Here is a 25,503-nt window from a genome sequence, read left to right as displayed (position 1 = left end):
TGAGCACCGCCCACCTGGACCCATTACGATGCGCGCATGGATTCCGCCGACGCCTCGTTCCTTCGCACCCTGTGCAGCCTGCGCTGGCTGGCCACCGCCGGCCAGGCCAGCGCGATCCTGGTCGCCACCGGGCTGCTGGGACTCGACCTGCCGCAGCTGCCGCTGTGGAGCGGCGTGTGCGTGCTGGCGCTGTTCAACCTGTACGTGCAGTTGCGGGTACACGACAGCGACCCTGCCCCGGTCACCGCCTTCGGCCACATCCTGGTGGACGTCACCGTGCTGACCTGGATGGTCGGCTGGAGCGGTGGCATCACCAATCCGTTCGGTTCGCTGTTCCTGGTCCTGATCGCGCTGGCCGCGCTGGCCCTGCCGTTGCGCTGGACCCATGCGGTGGCCGCGGCGTGCGTTGCCGGCTATGCGGTGAGCGCGATCTTCGGGCTGCCGCTGCACGGCGGTTACTTTGATTCGATGAGCCTGCAGCTGTGGGGCGCGGCGGCCAATTTCCTGCTCTCCAGCGTGGTCGTGCTGGTGTTCTCGACGCGGCTGGCCGCGGCGCTGCGCGAGCGCGAGAACCAGCTGGCGCTGCTGCGCGAACGCTTCGTGCGCAACGAGGGCATCGTCGCACTGGCCACCCATGCGGCATCGGTGGCGCATGAACTGAACACCCCGCTGGCGACCATGACCCTGCTGGCCGACGACATCGCCGAACAGTACGCCGGCGACCCGCTGATGCAGGAAGACATGGACACCCTGCGCGGGCTGCTGGTGCAATGCCGCGAGCGGGTGCTGGCGCTGGCGGCGCCGGCGGAAGGCGCGCGCCGCCGCGCGCGCGTGTCGATCGGCGACGTGCTCGAGCAATGGCGCCTGGTGCGCCCGACCGTGCACCTGCGGCGCAACGCCGACGCGCCGCTGCAGCTGGCGCTGGACCCGGGGGTCGGCCACCTGCTGCAGGTACTGCTGAACAACGCCGCCGACGCCGGCGAACAGACCGGGCAGGGCCAGGTCGACCTGGACATCCGCATCGACGGCGACCACCTGTACGGCGAAGTCCGCGACTACGGCCCCGGCTTCAAGGCCAACGACGCCGCCCACGCGGCGCTGCCCGGCACCCTGTTCAACAGCGGCAAGACCGGCGGCATGGGCGTGGGCCTGGCGCTGTCGCATGCCACCATCGAACGGCTGCACGGGGAACTGTGGATGCGCCCGGCCGAAGGCCGCGGTACCCGCGTCGGTTTCCGGCTGCCCCTTGTCAATATGGAAGCCAATCCATGAGCCCTTCTGCCCACGGCCTGCTGGTCGACGACGATCCGCTGTACCTGCGCACCCTGCAACGCAGCCTCGCCCGGCGCGAGATCGAGACCGTCACCGCCCATGACATCGCAGGTGCGCTGGAGCAGGCCACGCGCGCGCCGCCGGCATTCGCGCTGATCGACCTCAAGCTTGGCGGCGAATCCGGCCTGGCGCTGATCCAGCCGCTGCGCGCGCTGCGCGCGGACATGCGCATCCTGCTGGTCACCGGCTACGCGTCGATCGCCACCGCGGTGGAGGCGATCAAGCTGGGCGCCGACGATTACCTGCCCAAGCCGGCGACGGTGCCGATGATCCTGCGCGCGCTGGGCGAGGCCGACGAGGGCGGCGAGGAACACGAGGACGTCGAGCCGCCCGATGCGATGACCCCGATCAGCCGCCTGCAGTGGGAACACATCCAGCAGGCGCTGCACGAAACCGGCGGCAACGTCTCGGCCGCCGCGCGCCTGCTTGGCATGCACCGCCGCTCGCTGCAGCGCAAGCTGCTCAAGCGGCCGAGCCCGGAGCGCGATCCGCACCGTTGACGCCGCGCACCGCCGCTCCGGAAGCGGGGTGTCTTACCCGCGCTGGATGGACACCCCGCCATCGACCCGCATCGCGGTGCCGGTGACGAACGAGGATGCCGGCGACACCAGGAACAGCGCTGCGGCCGCGATCTCCTCGGGCTGCGCCAGGCGGCGCAGCGCATGCAGGCGCGCCACCGCGCCCAGCGCCGCCTCGTCGGGGTTCATCTCGCGGGCCATCGGCGTGTCGGTGCCGCCGGGCAACAGCGCATTGACGCGCACCCCGGACGGCCCGAGCTCGGCCGCCAGCGACTGCACCAGGCCGATGACACCGGCCTTGCTGGCCGCATACGCGGCCGTACACGGAAAGCCGGCGGTGTGGCCAACGAAGGTCGAGGTGAACACCAGGCTGGCGCCGCTGCCGGTGCGCAGCAGCGACGGAATCTGGTACTTGGCGCCAAGGAAGGCCGCGGTCAGGTTGACCGCCAGCGCATGCTGCCAGTCGCCCAGCGCGACCTCGGGCGTGGGCTGCAGCGGCCCCAGCACGCCGGCGTTGTTGAAGGCTGCATGCAGCGGGCCGAAGGTGTCCTCGGCATGGCGCACCAGCGCCTGTGCGTAGGCTTCCTCGCACACGTCGCCGGCCAGCCAGGTGGCAGCGCCGCCGGCGGCCTGGATCTGCGTGGCCAGCGCCTCCAGTTCGGCGCCGCGGCGCGCGCCCAGCACCACCCGCGCGCCTTCGGCGGCGAACAGCAGCGCAGCGGCGCGGCCGATGCCGGAGCTGGCGCCGGTGATCAGTATGGTCTTGTCGTGCAATGCCTTCATATGCGGCTCCCGATGGATGGAGCGCGCAGGATGAAGGCCCGCGGCGCGCGGCGCTCGCCGCTATCGGACGTGGCATTGGCGCAGCGCATGGAAACGAAAAGCCCGGCATGCGCCGGGCTTTTCGGGTAGTGCGTGCCGCCGTGGCTTACGCCGCGACGGTGTCGGCCACGTCCTTGTAGTCCGCGATCTGGTCGAAGTTCATGTAGCGGTAGATCTCCGCGCCATTGGCGTTGATCACGCCGATGTCGGCCATGTACTCCTCCTTGGTCGGGATCCGGCCCAGGCGCGAGCAGATCGCCGCCAGTTCCGCCGAGCCCAGGTACACATTGGTGTTGCGGCCCAGGCGGTTGGGGAAGTTGCGGGTCGAGGTCGACATCGCGGTGGAGCCTTCGCGGATCTGCGCCTGGTTGCCCATGCACAGCGAGCAGCCCGGCATTTCCATGCGCGCGCCGGCGCTGCCGAAGGTGCCGTACACGCCTTCCTTGGTCAGCTCGGAGGCATCCATCTTGGTCGGCGGGGCCACCCACAGGCGGGTCGGGATGTCGCGCTTGCCTTCCAGCAGCTTGGCGGCGGCACGGAAGTGGCCGATGTTGGTCATGCACGAACCGATGAACACCTCGTCGATCCTGGCGCCGGCCACTTCGGACAGGGTCTTGACGTCGTCCGGATCGTTCGGGCACGCCACGATCGGCTCGTGGATGTCGGCCAGGTCGATCTCGATGACCGCGGCGTACTCGGCGTCGGCATCCGGCTCCAGCAGCTGCGGGTCGGCCAGCCACGCTTCCATCTTCTCGATCCGGCGCGCCAGCGAGCGGGCGTCCTGGTAGCCTTCGGCGATCATCCACTTCAGCAGCGTGATGTTGCTGTTGAGGTACTCGATGATCGGCTCCTTGTTCAGGCGCACGGTGCAGCCGGCGGCCGAGCGTTCGGCCGAGGCGTCGGACAGCTCGAACGCCTGCTCCACTTTCAGCTCCGGCAGGCCTTCGATCTCCAGGATGCGGCCGGAGAAGATGTTCTTCTTGCCGGCCTTGGCCACGGTCAGCAGGCCCTGCTTGATGGCATACAGCGGGATCGCGTTGACCAGGTCACGCAGGGTCACGCCCGGCTGCATCTGGCCCTTGAAGCGCACCAGCACCGACTCCGGCATGTCCAGCGGCATGACCCCGGTGGCCGCGGCGAAGGCGACCAGGCCCGAACCGGCCGGGAACGAGATGCCCACCGGGAAACGGGTGTGCGAGTCGCCGCCGGTGCCGACGGTGTCGGGCAGCAGCATGCGGTTGAGCCAGCTGTGGATCACGCCGTCGCCCGGGCGCAGCGACACGCCGCCGCGGGTGGAGATGAACTCCGGCAGGGTGTGGTGGGTCTTGACGTCCACCGGCTTCGGATAGGCGGCGGTATGGCAGAACGACTGCATCACCAGGTCGGCCGAGAAGCCCAGGCAGGCCAGGTCCTTGAGCTCGTCGCGGGTCATCGGGCCGGTGGTGTCCTGCGACCCCACCGAGGTCATCTTCGGTTCGCAGTAGGTGCCCGGGCGCATGCCCTTGCCTTCCGGCAGGCCACAGGCGCGGCCGACCATCTTCTGCGCCAGCGAGTAGCCCTTGCCGGTATCGGCCGGCTGCACCGGCAGGCGGAACAGGGTGGTGGCCGGCAGGCCCAGCGCCTCGCGCGCCTTGGCGGTCAGGCCGCGGCCGATGATCAGCGGAATGCGGCCGCCGGCGCGCACTTCGTCGAACAGCACTTCGGACTTCACCTCGAACTCGGCGATCACCTCACCGTTCTTCAGCGCCTTGCCTTCGTACGGACGCAGCTCGACGACGTCGCCGTGCTCCATCTTCGACACATCCAGCTCGATCGGCAGCGCGCCGGCGTCTTCCATGGTGTTGTAGAAGATCGGTGCGATCTTGCCGCCCAGGCACACGCCGCCTGCGCGCTTGTTGGGGATGTACGGGATGTCGTCGCCGGTCCACCACAGCACGCTGTTGGTGGCCGACTTGCGCGAGGAGCCGGTGCCGACCACGTCGCCGACGTAGGCGACCAGGTGGCCCTTTTCCTTCAGCGACAGGATCTGCTGGATCGGGCCGCGCTTGCCGTCTTCTTCCGGGGTGAACGGCGCGTCGTCGCGCTTGTTCTTCAGCATCGCCAGGGCGTGCATGGGGATGTCCGGGCGGGTGGTGGCATCCGGCGCCGGCGACAGGTCGTCGGTGTTGGTCTCGCCCGGCACCTTGAACACGGTGATGGTCAGGCTCTGCGGCACTTCCGGCTTGCTGGTGAACCATTCGGCATCGGCCCAGCTCTGCAGCACGGCCTGCGCGTTGGCGTTGCCGGCCTTGGCCTTTTCCTGCACGTCATGGAACGCATCGAACACCAGCAGGGTGTTCTTCAGCGCGTCGGCGGCGATGGCGCCGACTTGGGCGTCGTCCAGCAGCTGGATCAGCGGCGCGACGTTGTAGCCGCCGAGCATGGTGCCCAGCAGTTCGGTGGCGCGCTCGCGGCTGATCAGCGCGTTCTTCTCGGTACCGAAGGCGACCGCCGCCAGGTACGACGCCTTGACCTTGGCGGCATCGTCCACGCCGGCCGGCACGCGGTGGGTGATCAGGTCGAGCAGGAACTCGGCCTCGCCCGCCGGCGGGTTCTTCAACAGCTCGATGACGTCGGCCGTCTGCTGGGCGCTCAGCGGCAGCGGCGGGATGCCGAGCGCGGCGCGCTCGGCTACGTGGTGGCGGTAGGCTTCCAACATGACAACTCCCGGGTGGTACGGATGAGGAATGGGGTATGGGCTCAGGCTTGCGGCACGATCAGCTTCAGGCCCTTGAAGTAGTCGCGGTAAAACGTGTCGTTCCAGGTGATCAGGCCGTCGCACTGCAGCAGGGCGTGGGCGCCGACCATGAAATCGTCGATGCGGCGGCTGTCGCCGGCGTTGCGCTGGCGGTGGCGGCGGTGCATCTCGCCGGCGCGCAGCGCCGACTTGGCCTCCAGCGGGCTGAAATGGATGCCCATTTCCTCCAGCGCCTCCTGTACCTGCGCGCCGCCACGCAGCGAGGCGCAGATCTCGGCCAGGGTCGTGCCGCAGACCACCACCCGGCCACCGACCAGCGCCTGCCGCAGGCAGGCCTCCACCGCGTCGGCGCGGGGGCCGTCGCTGAGCAGTTCGATCAGCACCGGGGAATCGACCGCGATCATGCGCCGCCGGCCTCGCCGGCCTCGTCGCGCACGGTACGCACGGCCTGCTCGGCGGACGGGAAGCCGTCCAGCGCGAACTTGCCACGGGCGCGGGAAATGGCATCGTCCACGCTCTTGCGCAGGATGATGCGGCTGCCTTCCAGCTCGACCTTCAACAGCGTGCCCTTGGTCAGGCCCAGCGCGTCGCGCACGGCCTTGGGCAGGGTGATCTGTCCGCGTTCAGCAACGGTGGCTTCCATCGGGCGCCCTCCAAAGTATGCACGAATTATACATACCTTGACCCGCATACCCAAGCGCACGGGGCGCCCCTAGCAGCGCCGCAAGGCTTGTGCCGCAAGGGTCTGCGCCCCTCCCGTGACATGGCTGCAACAAACCGGTGCGTATGCTCGGGGGCCTGCACCGGCCCCGCCCCCGGAAAGATCGTCCATACTCGGGCGACCGCTTCACTGAACGGGGCGCACCGCGCCAGCCAGCGCGCGCTTGGGCGCCGCCGCACGCCATCCGCAACAGGAGTCAGCCATGAGCGATTCGTTCTCCACCCGCAGCCAACTCACCGTCGGCGACCAGACCTACACCTATTGCAGCCTGCCCAGGCTGGGCGAGCGCTTCGACCTCTCGCACCTGCCGTACTCGATGAAGATCCTGCTGGAGAACCTGCTCCGCCACGAGGACGGCGGCCAGACCGTGGGCCCCGAGCACATCGAGGCGGTGGCCAGGTGGAATCCGCAGGCCGAACCGGACACCGAGATCGCCTTCATGCCGGCGCGGGTGGTGCTGCAGGACTTCACCGGGGTGCCGTGCGTGGTCGACCTGGCGGCGATGCGCGATGCGGTCACCCGGCTGGGCGGCCGCGCCGAGCAGATCAACCCGCTGATTCCCTCGGAACTGGTGATCGACCACTCGGTGCAGGTGGATGTGTTCGGCCGCGCCGACGCGCTGGACCTCAATGGCCGCATCGAGTTCGAGCGCAACCGCGAGCGCTACGGTTTCCTGCGCTGGGGCCAGAAGGCGTTCGAGAACTTCAAGGTGGTGCCACCGAACACCGGCATCGTGCACCAGGTGAACCTGGAGAACCTGGCCCGGGTGGTGATGGAGCGCGACGTGGACGGCACCCGCTGGGCGTTCCCGGACACCGTGTTCGGCACCGACTCGCACACCACCATGATCAACGGCATCGGCGTGCTCGGCTGGGGCGTGGGCGGCATCGAGGCCGAGGCCGCCATGCTCGGCCAGCCTTCGTCGATGCTGATTCCGCAGGTGGTCGGCTTCAAGCTCAGCGGGCGCCTGCCCGAAGGCGCCACCGCCACCGACCTGGTGCTGACCGTCACCCAGATGCTGCGCGCGCTGGGCGTGGTCGGCAAGTTCGTCGAGTTCTACGGCGATGGCCTGCAGCACCTGCCGCTGGCCGACCGCGCCACCATCGCCAACATGGCGCCGGAGTACGGGGCCACCTGCGGCATCTTCCCGATCGATGCCGAGTCGCTGAACTACCTGCGCCTGTCCGGGCGCAGCGACGCGCAGATCGCGCTGGTCGAAGCCTATGCCAAGGCCCAGGGCCTGTGGCATGCGCCGGACAGCCCGCATGCGCGCTACAGCGCCACGCTGGAACTGGACATGGGCACGGTGCAGCCGTCGCTGGCCGGCCCCAAGCGCCCGCAGGACCGGGTGCTGCTGCAGGACGTGCGCCGGAACTTCGCCGATGCGCTGGTCGGGCTCACGGCCAACCGCGACCACCGCAACGGCGAGGTCGCCGAGTTCATCAACGAGGGCGGCGGCGCGGCGGTGGGCAACGAGCAGCTGGCCAAGGGCCATGCCGACATCGAGATCGACGGCCGCAAGGTGCGGCTGAAGGACGGCGCGGTGGTGATCGCCGCCATCACGTCGTGCACCAACACCTCCAACCCGGCGGTGATGATCGGCGCCGGCCTGCTGGCGCGCAACGCCGCCGCACGCGGCCTGACCCGCCAGCCCTGGGTCAAGACCTCGCTCGGGCCGGGCTCGCGGGTGGTCACCGACTACCTGGAAAAGGCCGGCGTACTGAAGGAACTGGAGAAGCTGGGCTTCTACGTGGTCGGCTACGGCTGCACCACCTGCATCGGCAACTCCGGCCCGCTGCCCACCGAGGTCAGCGCCGGCATCGCCGCCGGCGACCTGGTGGTCGCCTCGGTGTTGTCGGGCAACCGCAACTTCGAGGGCCGCGTGCATCCCGAGGTCAAGGCCAACTACCTGGCCTCGCCGCCGCTGGTGGTGGCCTACGCCATCGCCGGTACGGTCAACATCGACCTGACCCGCGAACCGCTGGGCACGGACCGCGACGGCAACGACGTCTACCTGCGCGACATCTGGCCCAGCAACAAGGAAATCGGCGACGTCATCGCCGCCACCGTCGGCCCGGAGATGTTCAAGCAGAACTACGCCGACGTGTTCAAGGGCGACAGCCGCTGGGCGCGGATCGAGTCGCCGGAGGGCCAGGCCTACCAGTGGGACGCGGCGTCCACCTACATCAAGAACCCGCCGTACTTCGACGGCATGACCATGGCCGTGGGCAGCATCGCCGACATCCATGGCGCGCGCGTGCTCGGCCTGTTCGGCGACTCGATCACCACCGACCACATCTCCCCGGCCGGCAACATCAAGAAGGACTCGCCCGCGGGCCGCTTCCTGCAGTCGCGCGGCGTGCAGCCGGCCGACTTCAACAGCTACGGCAGCCGCCGCGGCAACGACGACGTGATGGTGCGCGGCACTTTCGCCAACATCCGCATCAAGAACCTGATGTTCGGCGGCGAGGAAGGCGGCAACACCCTGTACTTCGGCGTGCAGCCGCCGGAAAAGATGTCCATCTACGACGCGGCGATGAAGTACAAGGCCACCGGCACGCCGCTGGTGGTGGTGGCCGGCAAGGAATACGGCACCGGCTCCTCGCGCGACTGGGCCGCCAAGGGCACCAACCTGCTCGGGATCAAGGCGGTGATCGCCGAGAGCTTCGAGCGCATCCACCGCTCCAACCTGGTCGGCATGGGCGTGCTGCCGCTGCAGTTCCTGCCGGGCGAGAACGCGCAGACGCTCGGGCTGGACGGCTCGGAGGTGTTCGACATCACCGGACTGGAGGACGGCCAGTCCAAGCGCGCCAGCGTCACCGCGACCCGCCCCGACGGCCGTGTGACCCGCTTCCAGGCGCATGTGCTGCTGCTGACGCCGAAGGAAGTCGAGTATTTCCGCAATGGTGGCCTGCTGCAGTATGTCCTCCGCCAGCTGGCGGCGAAGAAGGTGGCGTAGGCACCTGCGGCAACACCCAAGCCCCGCCCCGCGCAGCGCGCGGGGCGTTCGTCAACACCGCGTGGCAGTACCACGCACGGTTGGTCCACCCTCATCCGCGAGTGGGCCTGTCGCCACACGTACTTCGCCCACCGGCAGCGAAGAAGGTGACGTAGGCGTCTGCTGCAGCCTGAAGGCCCTGCCCCGCTCCGCGCAACGCGCGGTGTAGTCGTCCGTACCGCGCGGCAATACGACGCGCGGGTGGTCCGCCCTCATCCGCGAGTGGGCCTGTCGCCACACGTACTTCGCCCACCGGCAGCGAAGAAGGTGACGTAAGCGCCTGCTGCAACCTGAAGGCCCTGCCCCGCTCCGCGCAACGCGCGGTGTAGTCGTCCGTACCGCGCGGCAGTGCCCAGCACAGGCCTCCCGCACTCGCCAGCAGGGGCAGCCTGCTGCAACCCGGAAGACCGGCGGCAACGACGGCGAGACTGGCATCGCGTGGAGCGCACAGGCGTCCCGGCCGGTGCCACGCGCGGACCCCGGGTTTGTGCCGGGCGTATCCATTGGGCCATGATCGCCGTCTGTCATCGCCACGAAGGGAGTTCGATGGGTATCGATGCATCGCGTCGTCGCGTGCTGGGCTGGGGCGGCGGTCTGCTGGCGGGGCTGGCCATGCCGGCCGCCGCGACGAACGGGACAGCGCCCGCCGCCATTGCCTCGGCCGACAGCAGCGCGCTGTATGCCCGCGCCCTGGTCCTGGATGCCAATGTGCTGGCGTCGATCGGCGCGCTGCTGGATGACGATGCGCAGGCGCTGCACCTGCGTCAGATACGCGACTCGGGCATCAGCGCGATCAAGACCACGCTCGGCGGCGCGGCCGGGTCATTCGAGGAAACCGTCGCCGACATCGCCCGCGCGCAGCAACTGGTCGAATCGGTGCCGGAGATGTTCCTCAAGGTCGTCCACCACGCCGACCTGGCGCGCGCCAAGCGCGAAGGCCGGGTAGCGCTGATCTTCTCGTTCGAGGCCGCCACCATGCTCGAGGACAGGCTCGAGCGCATCGACCTGTTCCGCGGGCTCGGGGTACGGGTCATGCAGTTGTCCTACAACCACGCCTCGCCGTTCGGCGGCGGTTGCCTGGACGCCGCGCCCAGTGGCCTGAGCCCGCTCGGGCGCGAAGCCGTGGCCCGCATGAACGACTGCGGCGTGGCGTTGGACCTCAGCCACTCCAGCGCCCTGGCCACGCGCGAAGGCATCGAGGCCAGCCGCACGCCACCGCTGATCACCCACGCCGGCTGCAGCGCGGTGTTCGAGCATCCGCGCAACAAGCGCGATACCGAGTTGCGGGCGATGGCCGACAAGGGCGGCGTGGTCGGCATCTACATGCTGCCGTTCCTCACCGAAGACAGCCGCCAGCCGCTGCTGGCCGACTACATCGCGCACCTCGAGCACGCGCTGCGCGTGTGTGGCGAGGATCACGTCGGGATCGGCAGCGACGCGCTGTTCTTCCCGGTGGACGCGCAGGACATCCGCGACATGGACCGGCAGATGCGCGAACGCCGGCTGGCCGGCACCGGTGCGCCGGGCGAGAACCGCACGCCCTACCTGCCCGACGCCAACAGCCCGCGCCGGCTGGCGCAGGTGGCCGATGCGCTGCTGCGCCGCGGGCACCCGCCGCGCGTGGTGGACAAAGTCCTGGGCGCCAACTTCGCCCGCGCCTTCGGCGATATCTGGGGCAACGGATGAGATCGCCGGCGCGTTACTCGAACGCGCCGACGCTGTCGTGGCTGAGGTTGTCGAAGCGGGTGTATTCGCCGAAGAACTTCAGCTTGCACGATCCGGTGGGGCCACCACGGTGCTTGCCGATGATGATCTCGGCCAGGCCCTTGTCCGGCGAGTTTTCCTTGTTGTAGTACTCGTCGCGGTAGATGAACACGATCATGTCCGCGTCCTGCTCGATGGCGCCCGATTCGCGCAGGTCGGCCATCACCGGGCGCTTGTCGGTACGCGTTTCCAGCGATCGGTTGAGCTGGGACAGCGCGATCACCGGCACGTTCAGTTCCTTGGCCAGACCCTTGAGCGAACGCGAGATCTCCGAGATCTCGGTGGCGCGGTTCTCGCTGTTGCCGGGCACGCTCATCAGCTGCAGGTAGTCGATCACCACCAGCCCCAGGTCGTGCTCGCGCTTGAGCCGGCGGCACTTGGAGCGCAGCACTTCCGGCGACACGCCCGGGGTGTCGTCGATGAAGATCTTGGTTTCCTTGAGCATGCGGATGGCGCTGGTGACGCGGCTCCAGTCCTCGTCCTCGAGCTGGCCGGTGCGCAGTCGCGTGGCGTTGATGCGGCCGTTGGAGGAAATCAGGCGCATGGCCAGCTGCGAGGCCGACATTTCCATGGAGAACACCGCCACGCCCTTCTTCGACTTGATCGCCGCGTACTCGGCGATGTTCAGCGCGAAGGTGGTCTTGCCCATCGCCGGGCGCGCGGCCAGGATGATCAGGTCGGTCGGCTGCAGGCCGGCGGTCATCGCATCGAATTCGTTGTAACCGGTTGGCAGGCCGGTGATGTTGCCGCCGTTCTCGAAGCGGTTGCGCAGTTCCTCGAACGCATCCTTCAACGCGCCGGGCATGGCCACGAAGTCGGTGCGACCGCGTGCGCCCTGCTCGGCAATGGCGAACACCGATTTTTCCGCCGACGCCAGCAGTTCGGTGCTGTCGCGGCCCTCGGGCTGGAAGCCGTCGTTGACGATGTCGGTGCCGACCTGGATCAGCTGCCGCAGCACCGCCTTGTCGCGCACGATCTCGGCGTAGGCGCCGATGTTGGCGGCCGACGGCGTGGTGCTGGCCAGTTCGATCAGGTAGGCGCCGTCGCCGACCTGCTCCAGCTTGCCCTGCGATTCGAACCACTCGCCCAGCGTCACCGCATCGAACGGCCGGTCGCGCTCGGACAGCTCGCGGATGGCGCGGTAGATCAGCTGGTGGTCGCGGCGGTAGAAGTCCTTTTCGGTCAATGCCTCGTTGACCCGGTCGAAGGCCTCCGGCGCCAGCATCAGGCCGCCGAGCACCGCCTGTTCGGCCTCGACCGAATGCGGGGGCACGCGCAGGGTGTCGATGCGCTGTTCGCCGCGCTCTGCGCGGTCGTTGCGGTCGGAACGGAAGCCAGGACGGGCAGACATGAAAAACCTTCGTGCAGCGGGAAAACGACCCGGCCATGGTAGGCCGATGCAGGCCGGCAATGTGGGGATAAGTCCGTGGACAAGCTGTCGGCAGCCCGTGGATGTGGCCACCGGCCCCGCTTCACAAGGGCCTGCGACGCCACCGGCACGCAAACCCCGGCAGCGTCGCCGGTGCCGGGGTCAGCATTATCGCCCGATCGGGCCGCGCCGGCGCGTTCAGTGCCGGGCGTGGATCCGGATCCAGTCCAGGAAGCGGTCGACATACGCCTGCAGGAAGCGGCGGGTGCCGTCGTTGGTCACGCTGCCATCGGCCTCGATCAGCCCTTCCTTGTACTGCAGGAAGGCCTCGGGCTGGGCCATCACCGACAGGTTGACGAACACCAGCACGTTGCGCAGGTGCTGCTGGGCCATCGCGGTGCCGGCCGCGCCGGGCGAGGTTCCGATCACCGCCGCCGGCTTGCCGTCGAAGGCGCTGTCGCCGTACGGCCGCGAGGCGGTATCGATGGCGTTCTTGAGCACCCCGGGAATGGAGCGGTTGTACTCGGCGGTGACGAACAGCAGCGCATCGGCCTGGCGGATCGCGGCTTTCAGGCGCGTGCCCTGCGCCGAGAAGTCGCCGTCATGGTCCTGGTTGTAGAGCGGGATGTCGTCGATGCGCAGGTAGTCGAACCGCGCGCGATCGCCGGCCAGCTTCTCCAGGGCCAGCGCCAGGCGGCGGTTGTGGGACTCCTTGCGCAGGCTGCCGACAAGTACGGCGATGCGGTACGGTTGCATGGCGACCTCGCTGCGGTAAGGGAAGGCCAGCCTAGCCGGCCGCACCTTGTTGGCCGGTGAAGGCCGGCCGCGGTCAGCCCGCCCGCGCCTGCGCCCGCTGCGCCTGCCAGTGCGCCTGCCAGGCCTGGAACATCAGCACGTTCCACAGGTGGGTGTGCCACTTGCGCTCGCCCTGGCGGAAGCGCTGCCACAGCGTGGAGATGACGGCTTCCTCGAACACCCCGTCCTGGCGCAGCCGTCGCGGATCGAGCAGGTCGCCGGCCCAGCCCTGCAGCTCGCCGCGCAGCCACTGCGTCACCGGCGCGCCGAAGCCGCGCTTGCCGCGGAACACCATCGCGTCGGGCAGGTAGCGCCGCAGCACCTGCTTGGGCAGGTACTTGCTGGTGCCGTCGCGCAGCTTCATGGCCAGCGGCAGCGACCAGGCGAATTCGGCCACCTGCCAGTCCAGCAGCGGCGCGCGTGCCTCCAGGCTGGCCGCCATGCTGGTGCGGTCCACCTTGCACAGCAGGTCGTCGGCCAGATAGGTGGTGAAATCGGCCAGCATCATCGCGTCGGCCGCCGTGCCCTGCCCCTGCAGCGGGTCGGGCAGGCTGTAGAACGTGGCCGGCTCGCGTGCGCCACGCACCACCGCGGCGGGGTCGCGCCAGCGCGAGATGCGGTTGCGGTAGACATCGCCGATGCCGCTGGCGCCGGCCTCGGCCAGCAGCGCGGGCAGCCCGCCGGCGCGCGAATCCTCGCCCTGTGCCCGGGCACGACGGCCCAGCCAGCGGCGCAGCGGCGCCGGCACGCGCTGCAGCGCGCGCCAGTTGCGCAGCGCGCGCTGGTAGCGGGTGTAGCCGAAGAACAGTTCGTCGCCGCCATCGCCGGACAGCGCCACGGTGACCCCGCGCCGCGCCAGCCGCGCCACCAGCGCGGTCGGCACCTGCGAAGCATCGGCGAACGGCTCGTCGAACATCACCGGCAGCTCCGGCACCACCGCCAGCGCATCGGCACCGCTGACGTACAGCTCGGTGTGGTCGCAGCCCAGGTGGGCGGCGACCTCCCTGGCCAGCGGCGCCTCGTCGTGGTCGGAGTCCTCGAAGCCGATGCTGAAACTGTGCACCGGGGCCATGCTCTGCGCCTGCATCAGCGCCGTGACCAGGGCCGAATCGGTGCCGCCGGACAGGAACACGCCCACCGGCACGTCGGCCACCATGCGCAGCGCCACGGCCTGGCGCAGCCGCGCGTCGAGCGCGTCGGTGGCCTCGGCCGCGCTGCCGGCGAACGGCGTGGCCAGGCAGGCGGCCATGCGCGAGGGCGCGTCCCAGTACGCCACCTGCGCCTGCGCCGGCCGGTGCGCGGCGGCACCGGCGGCCACCGCGGCCGCGTCCAGGTGCAGCACCCGGCCCGGCATCAGCTTGAACGCACGCTCGTGGATGCAGTGCGGCGCCGGGATGTAGTCCAGCCGCAGCAGCAGGGTCAGCGCGTCGCGGTCGATGCCGTTGTCGAACGCCGGGTGCCGCCACAGCGCCTTCAGTTCGGAACCGAACACCAGCGTGTCGCCGGCCCAGCCGTAGTACAGCGGCTTCTTGCCGACCCGGTCGCGGGCCAGCGACAGGCGTTGTTCGCGCCGGTCCCACAGCGCGATCGCGAACATGCCGTTGCAGCGCCGCAGCGTCGCCTCCAGCCCCCACTGCACGACCGCGGCCAGCAGCACCTCGGTATCGGAATGACCGTGGAAAGCATGGCCGAGCGGTTCCAGCTCGGCACGCAGCGTGGCGAAGTTGTAGATCTCGCCGTTGTAGGCCAGCCAGTAGCGGCCGTCGCTGGACGCCATCGGCTGGTGGCCCAGCGGCGACAGGTCGAGGATGCTCAGCCGCCGGTGCGCCAGCGCCACGCCGGCGCCGGCATCGGCCCAGACGCCGCGGTCATCGGGACCGCGATGGGCCAGCGCATCGCCCATCGCGCCGGCCAGCGCCGCCAACTCCGCTTCCTGCAACCGCGCCTGCGATTGCAGTATTCCCGCCAGTCCACACATATAGATCGTTATCCACGCGCCAGCTCGGCTGCGGCGCTCACCACGTCATTGTCGCCCGGAAGCACCAGCAGTGCGGCGCCGGCCAGCGGCGTGTAGGTGTCGGCGCCGGTCACCCGGCGCAGCGGCACGCCGCCGAAGCCGGCCTCGACCAGCGCGGTGATCACCCCCTCACCCACGCCGGCGCTGTGCCGGCCCTCGTCCAGCACGATGATCCGCCGGGCGCCGCTGGCCTGCTCGGCGATGTAGGCGGCGTTGAGCGGCACCAGCCAGCGCAGGTCCACCACCCGCACCTTCCAGCCCTGCGCCGCCTCGATGGCACGCGCCGCGCGCAGCGCCATCGGCACGCCGTTGCCGTAGGTGAACACCACCAGGTCGTCGTTGCCCTCGCCGTAGACACGGCCCTGGCCCAGCTCCAGCGCCTGCTCCGGCGCCGGGTACGGGAACAGCCACTGGCCGTCGCCGGCCTCGTACAGGTCCTTGGTCATGTACAGCGCGATCGGCTCGAGGAACACGCACACCCGCCCGTCCACCCTGGACAGCGCCGCCAGCGTGCGCAGCATCATCGCCGCATCGTCGCCACGCGACGGGCAGCCGACCACCAGCCCGGGGATGTCGCGGATGGCGGTGATCGAATTGTCGTTGTGGAAATGGCCGCCGAAGCCCTTCTGGTAGCCCAGCCCGGCGATGCGGATCAGCATCGGGTTGCGGTACTGGTCGTTGGAGAAGAACTGCAGCGAGCAGGCTTCGCCACGCACCTGGTCGATGGCGTTGTGCAGGTAGGCCAGGTACTGGATCTCCGGCACCGGCAGCATGCCCATGTTGGCGAAGCCCTGGGCCATGCCCAGGATCATGGTCTCGTCGAGCAGGGTATTGAACACCCGGCGCGGGCCGAACGCCTTGTGCAGGCCCTTGGTCACCGTGTAGACGCCGCCCTTCTGCGCCACGTCCTCGCCGAACAGCAGGGTGTCCGGGTACTTGCAGAACAGGTCGTGCAGGGCCTGGTTGATCTGGATGGCAAGGTGCCGCGGCGGCAGGTTCTCGGGCAGCGACGCCTCGCTGCCGAACACCTGCAGGCGGCGCTGCGCGTAGTCGGCGCGGGTCGCCTCGGCGCGCACCTGCTCCGGGGTGTACGGCGCCAGCGGCGCCATGACGTCCTTGAGCGAGGTCAGCCGCGGGCGCTGGTCAGCCTCCTCGGCGGCGGCGAAACAGCGCGCGCGGGTGCGCTCGTACAACGCCAGCACCTCATCGGCACTCATCACCCCGGACTCGACCGCGATCTGCGCCGAGCGCAGCAGCGGGTCGCCCGCCTCCACCGCGCACAGTTCCTCCAGCGCGCGCCATTCGATCTCGAAGTCGGTGCCGGCGTGGCCCATGATGCGGGTGGTGCGCAGGTGCAGGAAGGTCGGCCGGCGGGTGCGCCGGCAATGCTCCACCGCGCGCTGCACGTCGGCGTAGCCGGCGGCCAGGTCCAGGCCGTCGGCGTAGAAGTAATCCAGGTCCGGGCGGTTGCGGAAGCTCTCGGCGATCCAGCCCCCGGGGGTCTTCACCGAGATGCCGATGCCATTGTCCTCGCACACGTACAGCACCGGCGCCGGCAGCTTCTGGTAGGCGGTCCACGACGCGGCGTTGAAGGCGGTCTGGGCGGTGGCATGGTTGGCCGATGCGTCGCCGAAGGAACAGATGGCGATGCTGTCGCCCGGCACCGGCAGCTCCACCCCGAGCCGCTTGCCGGCCTCGATCGCCAGCGCCGTGCCCAGCGCCTTGGGCAGGTGCGAGGCGATGGTCGAGGTCTGCGGCAGCACCCACAACGGCTTGCTGCCCCACACCTTGTGGCGGCCGCCGCTGGCCGGGTCCTCGGCGCTGGCGGCGAAGCTCAGCGCCGAGTCCATGATCGGGTCCATGCCCGGCAGCTTGCGGAAGCGCTCGGCCATGAAGCCGCCGGAACGGTAGTGCAGGAACGCCGGGTCGGTGTGGCGAGTGGCGCGCGCCACCATGGCGTTGCCCTCGTGCCCGGACGAGCCGATGGTGTAGAAGACCTTGTTCTGCACGCGCAGCACGCGCGCCATCAGGTCCAGGTGGCGGCTCACCAGCTGCGATTCGAACAGTTCGCGGAATCCGCGCGCGTCCAGCGCGCTGCCCGGCAGCACCGGCGCCCCGTCCTGCGGCGCGCCGGCCGGCCCCTGCCCCAGCCCCTTCACGAATTCGATGAAATTGGTATCGCAGATCTCGGCGCGGTTCAGGCCCTTCATGCGGGCCGGAATGGGGTTGGGTACACGGGCGAACATCAGGCAGGACTCCACGGTGCAGACGGGTTGGGGAAAGGAAGGATCAGGGTGACGCGGCGAAGTTGCGCAGCACCTCCGGCGAGGGATCGGGCATGGCCACGAAGCCGGGCCGGGCGCGCAGCGCCTGCAACCAGCGGCCGATGGCCGGATAGGAGGACAGTTCGATGCCGCCGTCGGCGGCGACCGCGGTATAGGCGAACAGCGCGATATCGGCGATGCCGTAGTCCGGCCCGGTGAACCAGGCGTGGCCGGCCAGGTGCTGCTCCATCACCGCCAGCGCCGCATGGCCGCGCTCGCGCAGCCGTGGCAGCTCCTGCCGCCGCGGCGAATCCGGTGGCGTCCAGCCCCGGATGAAACGCGCCACCGCGATGTACGGCTCATGGCTGTACTGCTCGAAGAACATCCACGAAAGCGCCTGCGCGCGCTGCCAGCCATCGGCCGGCAGGAACGGCGTGCCTTCGGCCAGCCAGAACAGGATGGCATTGGACTCGGTGAGCACGCGCCCGTCGCCGCGCTCCAGCAGCGGCACCTTGCCGTTCGGATTCAGCGCCAGGAAAGCGGCCGTGCGGGTCTGGCCGGCGGCACTGTCCACCTCGACCCAGCGATGGCGCGTGCCCAGCTGCGCCAGCAACAAACGGACCTTGTGGCAATTGCCCGAGGTGGACATGCCATACACCGTCAACGCAGCACCTGGATTGCTCAACGACACGATTCCCCACACCGCCGACTGGCAGGCGATCCTGCCATCTGACCGGAATCGGGGGCGGTTGGTAAAGCTGCGACCGCAGCAAAATCCACGCGCGGTCCAGGACCGCACCGCGGCGGCGCCGCCCTTCGCCGCAGGCTGCGCATGCGCCGGGCGGCCGCCGCGCATGCCGGACCCGCGGCCGGCCACGATGGATACATCGGCAACGATGCGTCAGCGGTGGGCTTTCCAGGCCTCCCGCGGCTGTCCCCACACCTCGACGTCGACCTCGTGCGGCAGTGGCAGGCGGGCATGCCGCAGCACCCGCGCGCCCAGCTTGCGCGCCACCGCCTGCGAATTGCGGTTGTCCGGCGCGATGGTGTGGATCACCTGGTCCCAGCCCAGCACGTCGAACGCCCAGTCGATGGCCGCGCGCGCGGCCTCCGGCGCGTAGCCACGGCCCCACCGGTCCGGCACGATGCTCCAGCCCACCTCCGGTCCCGGCCAGCCGTGCGGCTGCCACGGGCCGGCGCGTCCGACCCAACGCCCACTGTCCTTCTCGATCACCGAGAACATCGAATAGCCGAGCAGATGCCAGCTGCCGGCCATGGTAGCCAGGCTGCGCCACGCCACCGACGGCGCCTGCACGCCGCCCAGGTGCTGCATCGGCAGCGGGTCGGCGCAGAACGCGGCGAACGCGTCGAAATCCTCCGCGCACGGTGGCCGCAGCAGCAGCCGCTCGGTTTCCAGGCGCAGGTCGAAAATGCTCATCGCGGGCTCTCCATGTATCCGGCAGGCCACGCTACCACCGCGTGGCGCTCAGGCGGTCATGCGCCCGCTGACCGCGCCGTAGGCCAGGCGCACGGTCTCGAAGCCGTACTTGCGTTCCAGCCGGCGGACAATGAAATGGCCCCGCGCCATGTCCTGGTAGTAGCCGGTGAACAGGGTGTTCAAGGTGGCGCCGGCGACCGCGCCGAGCACCGGCACCGCCTGCGCGGCGAACTTCTCCGACACCACCACGCCGAAGCGGGCGGCGACCTTTTCCACGATCCGGGCCAGCCATTTGCCGGCTTCCTTCGGCCCCAGCCCCAGCAGCAGGCCGTGGCTGCCGCTGAGCGTGGTCCCGGCCAGCTCGGCCGACAGGTGCCGCATCAGCTCGGTGGTGAAGCCGCGTGCCAGGTAATAGCCGGTTTCGCTGGCGTCGTCACCGCCCGAATTGCCGCCCAGCGCGAATACCTCCAGGCACGCCTGGCGGGTGCCGAAGTCCTCCAGGTCGAAGCCCTCGCTGCGGGCGATGTCGGCCACCGCGCGCATGATGATGGTGGTCGACAGCGGCAGCTCGATCGCCAGTGCCGGCAGCCCGCCGGCACCGCCCAGCGCACCGGACGCGGCCGCCGCCAGCTTGTGCAGGCGCGGCGACGCCGGCTTGCCGGGCCGGGTGCGGTCCATGCTCCACAGCGCCGCCTGCGCGGCCTTGTGCAGCGCGGCCTCGGCCGCGCCCTGGATGCGCCTGGATACGCCCGCCGGCAGCCGGCGCACGGCGAACTCCAGCGGCGAGCCGACCAGGTTGGCCATGCGTGCACTGAGCGTCGGCGCTTCCAGCAGCGCCACCGCACGTCGCAGGTCGGCCATGTCCTGCGGGCTGTCGGCCAGGGTCGGCGCCAGTTCGCCCATCGCTCAGGCCGGTTCCGCCACGCCCGGCAGCCCGGCCAGCGCACCCATGTACTGGCGGTAGTGGCGCAGTTCGGCGATCGAATCGTGCACGTCGCTCAGCGCGGTGTGGCTGGAATTCTTGCCCACCCCGGCGGCGATGGCCGGCGCCCAGCGCCGGGCCAGTTCCTTGACCGTGGACACGTCCAGGTTGCGGTAATGGAAATAGCGCTCCAGGCGCGGCATCTGCCGGTGCAGGAAGCGGCGGTCCTGGCAGATGGAATTGCCGCACATCGGCGAGGCGCCGGCCTTGATCCAGTCCTGCAGGAAGGCGATGGTCCGCGCCTCGGCCTGGCCCAGGCTGACGTCGCTGTCGAGCACGCGCTGCCACAGGCCGGAACGGCGGTGCTGGTTGCGGTTCCATTCGTCCATCGCCTCCAGCGTCGCCAGCGGGTGGGCGATGGCGAACTCGGGGCCTTCGGCCAGCACGTTGAGCTGGGCATCGGTGACCACGGTGGCGATCTCGATGATCGAATCGTTGTCCGTGTCCAGCCCGGTCATCTCCAGATCGATCCAGATCAACCGGTCGTTGCCTGTGCTGTTGTCCGTCATGTGGCGCCTCGTGCAGGGGGCCGGCGGCGACGCCGGCCGTGTTGTCGGGCGCCCATGATACGCCGCGGGTTCACCGGGCCGGACGCCGGCCGGCCGCTCAGCTGCCCTCGCCGGGCAGCAGCGGCCGGCCACGCTTGGCACGGAAATAGTTGGTCAGGCGCAGGCTCGCCTCGCGCGCCAGCACGCCGCCGGCCACCTGCACGCGGTGGTTGTGGCGCGGGTCGCCCAGCAGGTCGAACACACTGCCGCAGGCGCCTGTCTTCGGATCGGTGGCGGCATACACCACCCGCGCCACCCGCGCGTGCACCAGTGCCATCGCGCACATCGCGCACGGCTCCAGCGTCACGTACAGGGTGCAGCCGACCAGCCGGTGATTGCGCAGCCGTGCGCCGGCCTCGCGCATGGCCACGATCTCGGCATGCGCGCTGGGATCGTGGCGGGCGATGTTGAGGTTCCAGCCCTCGCCCAGCAGCTGCCCGTCGGCGCCGACCAGCACCGCGCCCACCGGGATTTCGTCGAACTCGCGCTGCGCGCGTTCGGCCAGCGCCAGCGCATGCCGCATCCAGCGTTCGTCGGCCTGCGGATCGGGGCCGGTGGCGGCAGCGTTCATGCTGCCGCGTCCGCTGCGGTGGGCGCACCGGCGTGGCGCAGGTGCACCAGCGGATATGCGCGCCCCTGCCCATCCAGCGGCGAGCGCCCGGTCTCGACGAAACCCAGGCGCGTGTAGAACGCCAGCGCCTGCGGGTTCTGCGCGTTGACGTCGGTACACAGGTGCGGGTGTTCGCGCAGCGCCTGCTCCACCAGCCGGCGTCCCAGCCCGCGGCCGTGCTGCGCCGGATCCACGAACAGCGCCTCCAGCTGGCCGTCCACGACCCACATGAAGGCCTGCGGCACATCGTCGGCGTCCACCGCCAGCCGCAGCGGCGCCGCGGGCAGCAATGCACTGACCTCGGCATCGAGGGCCTGGCGGTCGGCGGGGGCAAGGAAGTGATGCGTGGCATCGACGGCGCGACGCCAGATGTCGATGACCCGGGCGCCGTCTTGCGGGCGCGATGGACGCAGTGTCGGCATGGTTCGCAAGTCCGGAAAGAGCCGGCGACGGGGCCGGGGCCACATGCGCCCGGGCCGTCGGAATGGCGGGCAGAGTGGGATTCGAACCCACGGAAGGTTTGACCCTTCGCCGGTTTTCAAGACCGGTGCCTTAAACCGCTCGGCCATCTGCCCGTGACTGTCGTGCCGATGCCTGCGCACCGGCCAGGGGCGCGCATTCTCGCACGCCGCCGGGGATTGTGCTCAACCGGCCTCGATCGCCAGCGCGCCCATGGTCGAGGCGCGGATCTTTTCCTTGGCGCGTTCGCAGGCGCCGCCGCAGTCCAGGCGCGAGGCCTCCAGCTGCGGCGGCAGGTGTTCGGCGAGGAAGTCGATGAACACCCGCACCGCCGGCAACAGCCCGCGGCGCGAGGCGAACACCGCATGGCAGATGCCCTGCGGCAGCGACCAGTCCGGCAGCACCACTTCCAGTTCGCCGTTGCGCACCGCTTCGGCGCAGACCGTTTCCGGCAGCATGGTGATGCCGAAGCCGTCCTTGACCATGCTCTGCAGCAGCGGGAAATCGAAACCGGCCACGCGCGGCTGCAGGTCCACGCGGCTGACCACGCCACCCGGGCCGTGCAGTTCCCAGCGCTGGCGCGCCTCGTCCTCGCTGATGCTCAGGGTGACGTGCTGGGCCAGGTCGTCGGGCGTCTTGGGGCGGCCGGCGCGGTCCAGGTATTTCGGGCTGGCCACCAGCAGCTCCTGCACCTGGCCGAAGCTTCGCATCACCAGGCTGCCGTCGTCGTCCAGCCGCGAGCGTACCCGCAGCGCCACGTCGTAGCCCTCGTTGATGATGTCCACGCGGCGGTTGCTGATGTTCAGCTGCAGCCGCACCTTGGGGTACTGCTCCAGGAACTTCGGCAGCAGCTTGGGCAACTGCATCTGCGCCAGCGACACCGGCACGCTGGCACGCACCAGCCCGCGCGGCTCGGCACTGAGCCGGTCCACCACTTCGCGCGCGGCCTGCGCCTCGGCCAGCATGGTCTGCGCATGGCGGTGCACGCTCATGCCGACGTCGGTCACCGCGAAGCGGCGCGTCGAGCGCTGCAGCAGGCGCACGCCCAGGTCGGTTTCCAGCTGGCTGATGCGCCGGCTCAGGCGCGATTTGGGGATGCCCAGCGCACGCTCGGCGGCGGCAAAACCGCCATGGTCCACCACCATCGCGAAGTAGTAGAGGTCGTTGAGGTCCTGCATGGATTGATCCCACAACTGGAACGAATGGAAAGATTCAACCACCTTTGTCCTGATTTTACAAATCAGGCCTCAAACGGTCCTGTATGGGCGACCTTCCCGCCCCCTGCTCGCCCCAAAAACGCAGAGGCCCGCATCGCTGCGGGCCTCCGGGACAACCAGGACGACGGCCAGGTTCAGCCGATCCGCTCCACGCCGCCCATGTACGCGCGCAGCGCCTCGGGCACGGTGATCGAGCCATCCGCGTTCTGGTAGTTCTCCATGACCGCGATCATCGCCCGGCCCACGGCCACGCCGGAGCCGTTGAGGGTATGCACCAGCTCCGGCTTGCCGGTGGCGGGGTTGCGCCAGCGCGCCTGCATGCGCCGCGCCTGGAAATCGCCGCAGTTCGAGCACGAGGAGATCTCGCGATAGGTCTGCTGCGACGGCAGCCACACCTCTAGGTCGTAGGTCTTCACCGCCGAGAAACCCATGTCGCCGGTGCACAGCAGCATCTTGCGGTACGGCAGGCCCAGCTTCTGCAGCACGGCCTCGGCACAGGCGGTCATGCGCTGGTGCTCGGCGTCGCTTTCCTCGGGGCGGCAGACCGAGACCAGCTCGACCTTCTCGAACTGGTGCTGGCGGATCATGCCGCGCACGTCGCGGCCGCCGCTGCCGGCCTCGGAACGGAAGCACAGCGAGTGCGCGGTCATCCGCAGCGGCAGGCGCTCGGCCTCCACGATCTCGTCGCGCACGATGTTGGTCAGCGAGATCTCCGAGGTCGAGATCAGGTAACGCTTCTGCTCACCCAGGTGGGTGATGAACATGTCTTCCTCGAACTTGGGCAGCTGACCGGTGCCGTACAGGCTGTCGGCATTGACGATCACCGGCACGTTGGTTTCCTGGTATTCATGCGCGCCGCTGTGCAGGTCGAGCATGAACTGGGCCAAGGCACGGTGCAGGCGCGCGAGTGGACCGCGCAGCACGGTGAAGCGCGAACCGGACAGCTTGGCCGCGGTCTCGCCGTCGAGCCACTTGTTGCGGGCGCCCAGTTCGACGTGGTCGAGCACCGCGAAATCGAACGTGCGCGGCGTGCCCCAGCGCGACTGCTCGACGTTGTCGTTCTCGTCGGCCCCGGCCGGCACGTCATCGGCCGGCAGGTTCGGGATGCCCATCGAGATCGCCTCGATCCGCGCGCGCAGTTCGTCCAGCTGGACCTCCGAGGCTTTCAGCTCATCGGCGAAGGCAGCCACCTCGGCCATGATCGCCGACACGTCCTCGCCCCTGGCCTTGGCCTGGCCGATCGCCTTGGAGCGGCTGTTGCGCAGGTTCTGCAGTTCCTGGGTACGCACCTGGATGCGCTTGCGGTCGGCCTCCAGGGACTCGATCGCGGCCACGTCGAGTTCGAAGCCGCGCGTGTCGCGCAGGCGTTGCGCCAGTTCGGCGGGCTGCTGTCGGAGAAGGGCGGGATCGAGCATGGGGCGGCACTGTAAACGGATACGGAACGCGATTATCGCCCGAACCGCGCCGCTCTGCCGCGCGCCGCTGCGGTCCTGTGCCAGAATCCGATGGTCACCCTCCCGGTCACGCCCCCCGCACGCGCCGCCCATGCCCGCTTCCCGCTCCGACCATACCCCCGCCTTCGTGTTGCCGCACAACGCCCTGAAGGTCGCCGGCATCGCTTTCTGCGCCGGCCTGCTGCTGTTCGTGGTGGTGTGGTTGAACGCGCGCCGGCACAACGACGCCCACCCGGTCGATCCGACGCAGCCGCAGGCCCAGGCCAATGCGGCCATGCCGTTGCCCGAGCCCTTGCCGGCCGGCACCGGCGCCAGCGACATGCCCGATGCGCGCCCGGAAGCGCCGGCGGAGGACGCGCCGCAGATGGTGGAGACCGCGCCTGCGCCACCGCAGCCGCTGCCCGAGACCCCGCTGGCCACGGCGCCGGCCAACCCGGCCGCGCCGCCCGCCGCCGCCGCGCCGGGCGACCGCCCGGTGCCACTGCCGGGGCAGAGTCCGCCGCCGTCCTATCCGCCGGCGGCGCTGCGCCGTGGCGAAAGCGGCACCGTGGTGGTGCGCGTCGAGGTCGATGCCAGCGGCACCCCGCTGGATGCGCGGATCATCCAGCGCAGTGGCTCGCGCGATCTCGACCGCGCGGCACTGGAGGCCGTGCGCGGTTGGCGCTTCCAGCCGGCGCAGAGCAACGGCCAGCCGATGGCCGGCAGCCTGGAAATTCCCTTCGACTTCCAGCCGGCGCAATAAGCTGAACGGCACCTGCGCCGCACGCTGAACTGTGGCGGACCCGGCGGCGCCGCATTGACGTTCCGCTGACACCTGCGCGGCGCGCATCGGGCCAGACTCCAAGCGCCACTGGACGCAGAAGGAGCCGACCATGAGTGCCACCCATGCCCATGAACTGAACAACGCCACGCAGAGCGGGCAGTCGCCCCGTCACGCGGTGTCGCCCGTCCTGTGGGTTGCCCTGCTGCTGGCGATCCTGCTCGGCGTGTTCGCCCTGGTGCGGCGCCACGCCGAGCCCACGCCGGCACTGCCGCCGGCCACCGAAACCGCGCCCATGGCAGCCGTACCGGCGGACGCGGCGCCGGCCGCGGCAACGCCGCTGGAGGCGCCTGCCGCCGGCGAGCGCAGGCCGGCCATGGCGCGCGACCACCAGGCGCGGCCGCTGGCTGGCAACCCTGCCCCCACCTACCCGCCGGCCGCGCTCCGCGCCGGCATTGAAGGCAGCGTGGTCGCCAGCCTGCAGGTCGACGCCCACGGCAAGGTCACCGATGCCAGCATCGTCGCGCACGATGGCCAGCGCAGCCGCGACCTCGATCGCGCGGTGCTGGACACGCTGCGCGGCTGGCGCTTCGAGCCGGCGGTGCGCGATGGCCGCGCGGTGGCGAGCGTGGTCCGGGTGCCGGTGGATTTCCGCACCGGCCGCTGATCGGCTCCGGTGCCACGGACACGGGCCGGCC

Annotated in this window: 22 protein-coding genes and 1 tRNA gene; 6 read left to right on the top strand and 17 right to left on the bottom strand. The window is 70.0% G+C overall.

The genetic code is table 11. The features are described 5' to 3' along the window. Nucleotides 1-36: 36 nt before the first annotated feature. Together MKP15_RS05105 and MKP15_RS05100 are read left to right on the top strand one after the other, a co-directional pair. A complete protein-coding gene (locus tag MKP15_RS05105) occupies nt 37-1,272 on the top strand; it encodes an ATP-binding protein (protein ID WP_104938995.1) in 1,236 nt (411 codons plus the stop codon). Next, nucleotides 1,269-1,832 (top strand): response regulator transcription factor, encoded by a 564-nt coding sequence (locus MKP15_RS05100; protein ID WP_104938996.1) that lies wholly within the window; start codon nt 1,269-1,271, stop codon nt 1,830-1,832. The genes MKP15_RS05105 and MKP15_RS05100 overlap by 4 nt, the downstream gene beginning before the upstream one ends. A gap of 33 nt (nt 1,833-1,865) precedes the next feature. Here MKP15_RS05100 and MKP15_RS05095 read toward each other — a convergent pair whose 3' ends face one another. The 4 genes from MKP15_RS05095 to MKP15_RS05080 form a co-directional block, all read right to left on the bottom strand. Continuing rightward, entirely contained in the window at nt 1,866-2,633 is a 768-nt protein-coding gene (locus tag MKP15_RS05095) for an SDR family oxidoreductase (RefSeq protein WP_240211996.1), read from the bottom strand. Nucleotides 2,634-2,778: 145 nt separating this feature from the next. After that, entirely contained in the window at nt 2,779-5,370 is a 2,592-nt protein-coding gene (gene acnB / locus MKP15_RS05090; RefSeq protein WP_104938998.1) for a bifunctional aconitate hydratase 2/2-methylisocitrate dehydratase, read from the bottom strand. Nucleotides 5,371-5,411: 41 nt separating this feature from the next. Then, a complete protein-coding gene (locus MKP15_RS05085; protein WP_161613677.1) occupies nt 5,412-5,813 on the bottom strand; it encodes a type II toxin-antitoxin system VapC family toxin in 402 nt (133 codons plus the stop codon). Further along, nucleotides 5,810-6,052, bottom strand: a complete 243-nt coding sequence (locus MKP15_RS05080; RefSeq protein ID WP_104938999.1) for an AbrB/MazE/SpoVT family DNA-binding domain-containing protein — start codon at nt 6,050-6,052, stop codon at nt 5,810-5,812. Before MKP15_RS05080 ends, MKP15_RS05085 begins: the two co-directional genes overlap by 4 nt. A gap of 280 nt (nt 6,053-6,332) precedes the next feature. On the opposite strand from MKP15_RS05080, the gene acnA reads away from it, so the two are divergent. Both acnA and MKP15_RS05070 read left to right on the top strand, forming a co-directional pair. After that, nucleotides 6,333-9,089, top strand: coding sequence for an aconitate hydratase AcnA (gene acnA / locus MKP15_RS05075; RefSeq protein ID WP_240211995.1), 2,757 nt, complete (start codon nt 6,333-6,335; stop codon nt 9,087-9,089). 585 nt (nt 9,090-9,674) lie between these two features. Beyond that, nucleotides 9,675-10,814, top strand: a complete 1,140-nt coding sequence (locus MKP15_RS05070) for a membrane dipeptidase (protein WP_240211994.1) — start codon at nt 9,675-9,677, stop codon at nt 10,812-10,814. Between the two features lie 13 nt (nt 10,815-10,827). Here the strand turns inward: MKP15_RS05070 and MKP15_RS05065 are convergent, their stop codons facing one another. The 13 genes from MKP15_RS05065 to serS form a co-directional block, all read right to left on the bottom strand. Then, entirely contained in the window at nt 10,828-12,243 is a 1,416-nt protein-coding gene (locus tag MKP15_RS05065; RefSeq protein WP_054666361.1) for a replicative DNA helicase, read from the bottom strand. 216 nt (nt 12,244-12,459) lie between these two features. Beyond that, nucleotides 12,460-13,017, bottom strand: coding sequence for an NADPH-dependent FMN reductase (locus MKP15_RS05060; protein ID WP_240211993.1), 558 nt, complete (start codon nt 13,015-13,017; stop codon nt 12,460-12,462). A 73-nt stretch (nt 13,018-13,090) separates the two neighbouring features. Continuing rightward, on the bottom strand, nt 13,091-15,034 hold the full coding sequence (asnB, locus tag MKP15_RS05055) for an asparagine synthase (glutamine-hydrolyzing) (RefSeq protein ID WP_240211992.1): 1,944 nt from the start codon (nt 15,032-15,034) through the stop codon (nt 13,091-13,093). Between the two features lie 8 nt (nt 15,035-15,042). Beyond that, nucleotides 15,043-17,319, bottom strand: coding sequence for a thiamine pyrophosphate-dependent enzyme (locus MKP15_RS05050; RefSeq protein ID WP_240211991.1), 2,277 nt, complete (start codon nt 17,317-17,319; stop codon nt 15,043-15,045). A 43-nt stretch (nt 17,320-17,362) separates the two neighbouring features. Then, nucleotides 17,363-18,022, bottom strand: coding sequence for a glutathione S-transferase family protein (locus MKP15_RS05045; protein ID WP_202626338.1), 660 nt, complete (start codon nt 18,020-18,022; stop codon nt 17,363-17,365). A gap of 216 nt (nt 18,023-18,238) precedes the next feature. Beyond that, a complete protein-coding gene (locus MKP15_RS05040) occupies nt 18,239-18,775 on the bottom strand; it encodes a GNAT family N-acetyltransferase (RefSeq protein ID WP_240211990.1) in 537 nt (178 codons plus the stop codon). Between the two features lie 48 nt (nt 18,776-18,823). Beyond that, nucleotides 18,824-19,678: an EcsC family protein gene (locus tag MKP15_RS05035; RefSeq protein WP_240211989.1), complete on the bottom strand. Its 855-nt coding sequence runs from the start codon at nt 19,676-19,678 to the stop codon at nt 18,824-18,826. A 3-nt stretch (nt 19,679-19,681) separates the two neighbouring features. Beyond that, nucleotides 19,682-20,266 carry an oligoribonuclease gene (orn, locus tag MKP15_RS05030; RefSeq protein ID WP_104939007.1) on the bottom strand — a complete coding sequence of 195 codons (585 nt, stop codon included), beginning with the start codon at nt 20,264-20,266 and terminating at the stop codon, nt 19,682-19,684. 97 nt (nt 20,267-20,363) lie between these two features. Next, the gene (gene tadA / locus MKP15_RS05025) at nt 20,364-20,876 is read right to left on the bottom strand and encodes a tRNA adenosine(34) deaminase TadA (RefSeq protein ID WP_240211988.1); all 513 of its coding nucleotides are present in this window, start codon (nt 20,874-20,876) and stop codon (nt 20,364-20,366) included. Continuing rightward, nucleotides 20,873-21,337: an acetyltransferase gene (locus MKP15_RS05020; protein ID WP_240211987.1), complete on the bottom strand. Its 465-nt coding sequence runs from the start codon at nt 21,335-21,337 to the stop codon at nt 20,873-20,875. The genes tadA and MKP15_RS05020 overlap by 4 nt, the downstream gene beginning before the upstream one ends. A gap of 63 nt (nt 21,338-21,400) precedes the next feature. Beyond that, nucleotides 21,401-21,490: transfer RNA gene (locus tag MKP15_RS05015), tRNA-Ser, on the bottom strand. A 69-nt stretch (nt 21,491-21,559) separates the two neighbouring features. After that, a complete protein-coding gene (locus tag MKP15_RS05010) occupies nt 21,560-22,567 on the bottom strand; it encodes a LysR family transcriptional regulator (protein WP_104939010.1) in 1,008 nt (335 codons plus the stop codon). 158 nt (nt 22,568-22,725) lie between these two features. Further along, the gene (gene serS, locus MKP15_RS05005) at nt 22,726-24,006 is read right to left on the bottom strand and encodes a serine--tRNA ligase (RefSeq protein ID WP_104939011.1); all 1,281 of its coding nucleotides are present in this window, start codon (nt 24,004-24,006) and stop codon (nt 22,726-22,728) included. 130 nt (nt 24,007-24,136) lie between these two features. Between serS and MKP15_RS05000 the strand changes: the two genes are divergently transcribed. Together MKP15_RS05000 and MKP15_RS04995 are read left to right on the top strand one after the other, a co-directional pair. Then, nucleotides 24,137-24,787 (top strand): energy transducer TonB, encoded by a 651-nt coding sequence (locus MKP15_RS05000; protein ID WP_240211986.1) that lies wholly within the window; start codon nt 24,137-24,139, stop codon nt 24,785-24,787. Nucleotides 24,788-24,917: 130 nt separating this feature from the next. After that, nucleotides 24,918-25,472, top strand: coding sequence for an energy transducer TonB (locus tag MKP15_RS04995; protein WP_240211985.1), 555 nt, complete (start codon nt 24,918-24,920; stop codon nt 25,470-25,472). Nucleotides 25,473-25,503: the final 31 nt, after the last annotated feature.

Origin of the sequence: Stenotrophomonas sp. Y6, from assembly GCF_022436665.1 — a bacterium.
Lineage (GTDB): Bacteria > Pseudomonadota > Gammaproteobacteria > Xanthomonadales > Xanthomonadaceae > Stenotrophomonas > Stenotrophomonas acidaminiphila_A.
This window is presented reverse-complemented; position numbering and strand designations above follow the sequence as displayed.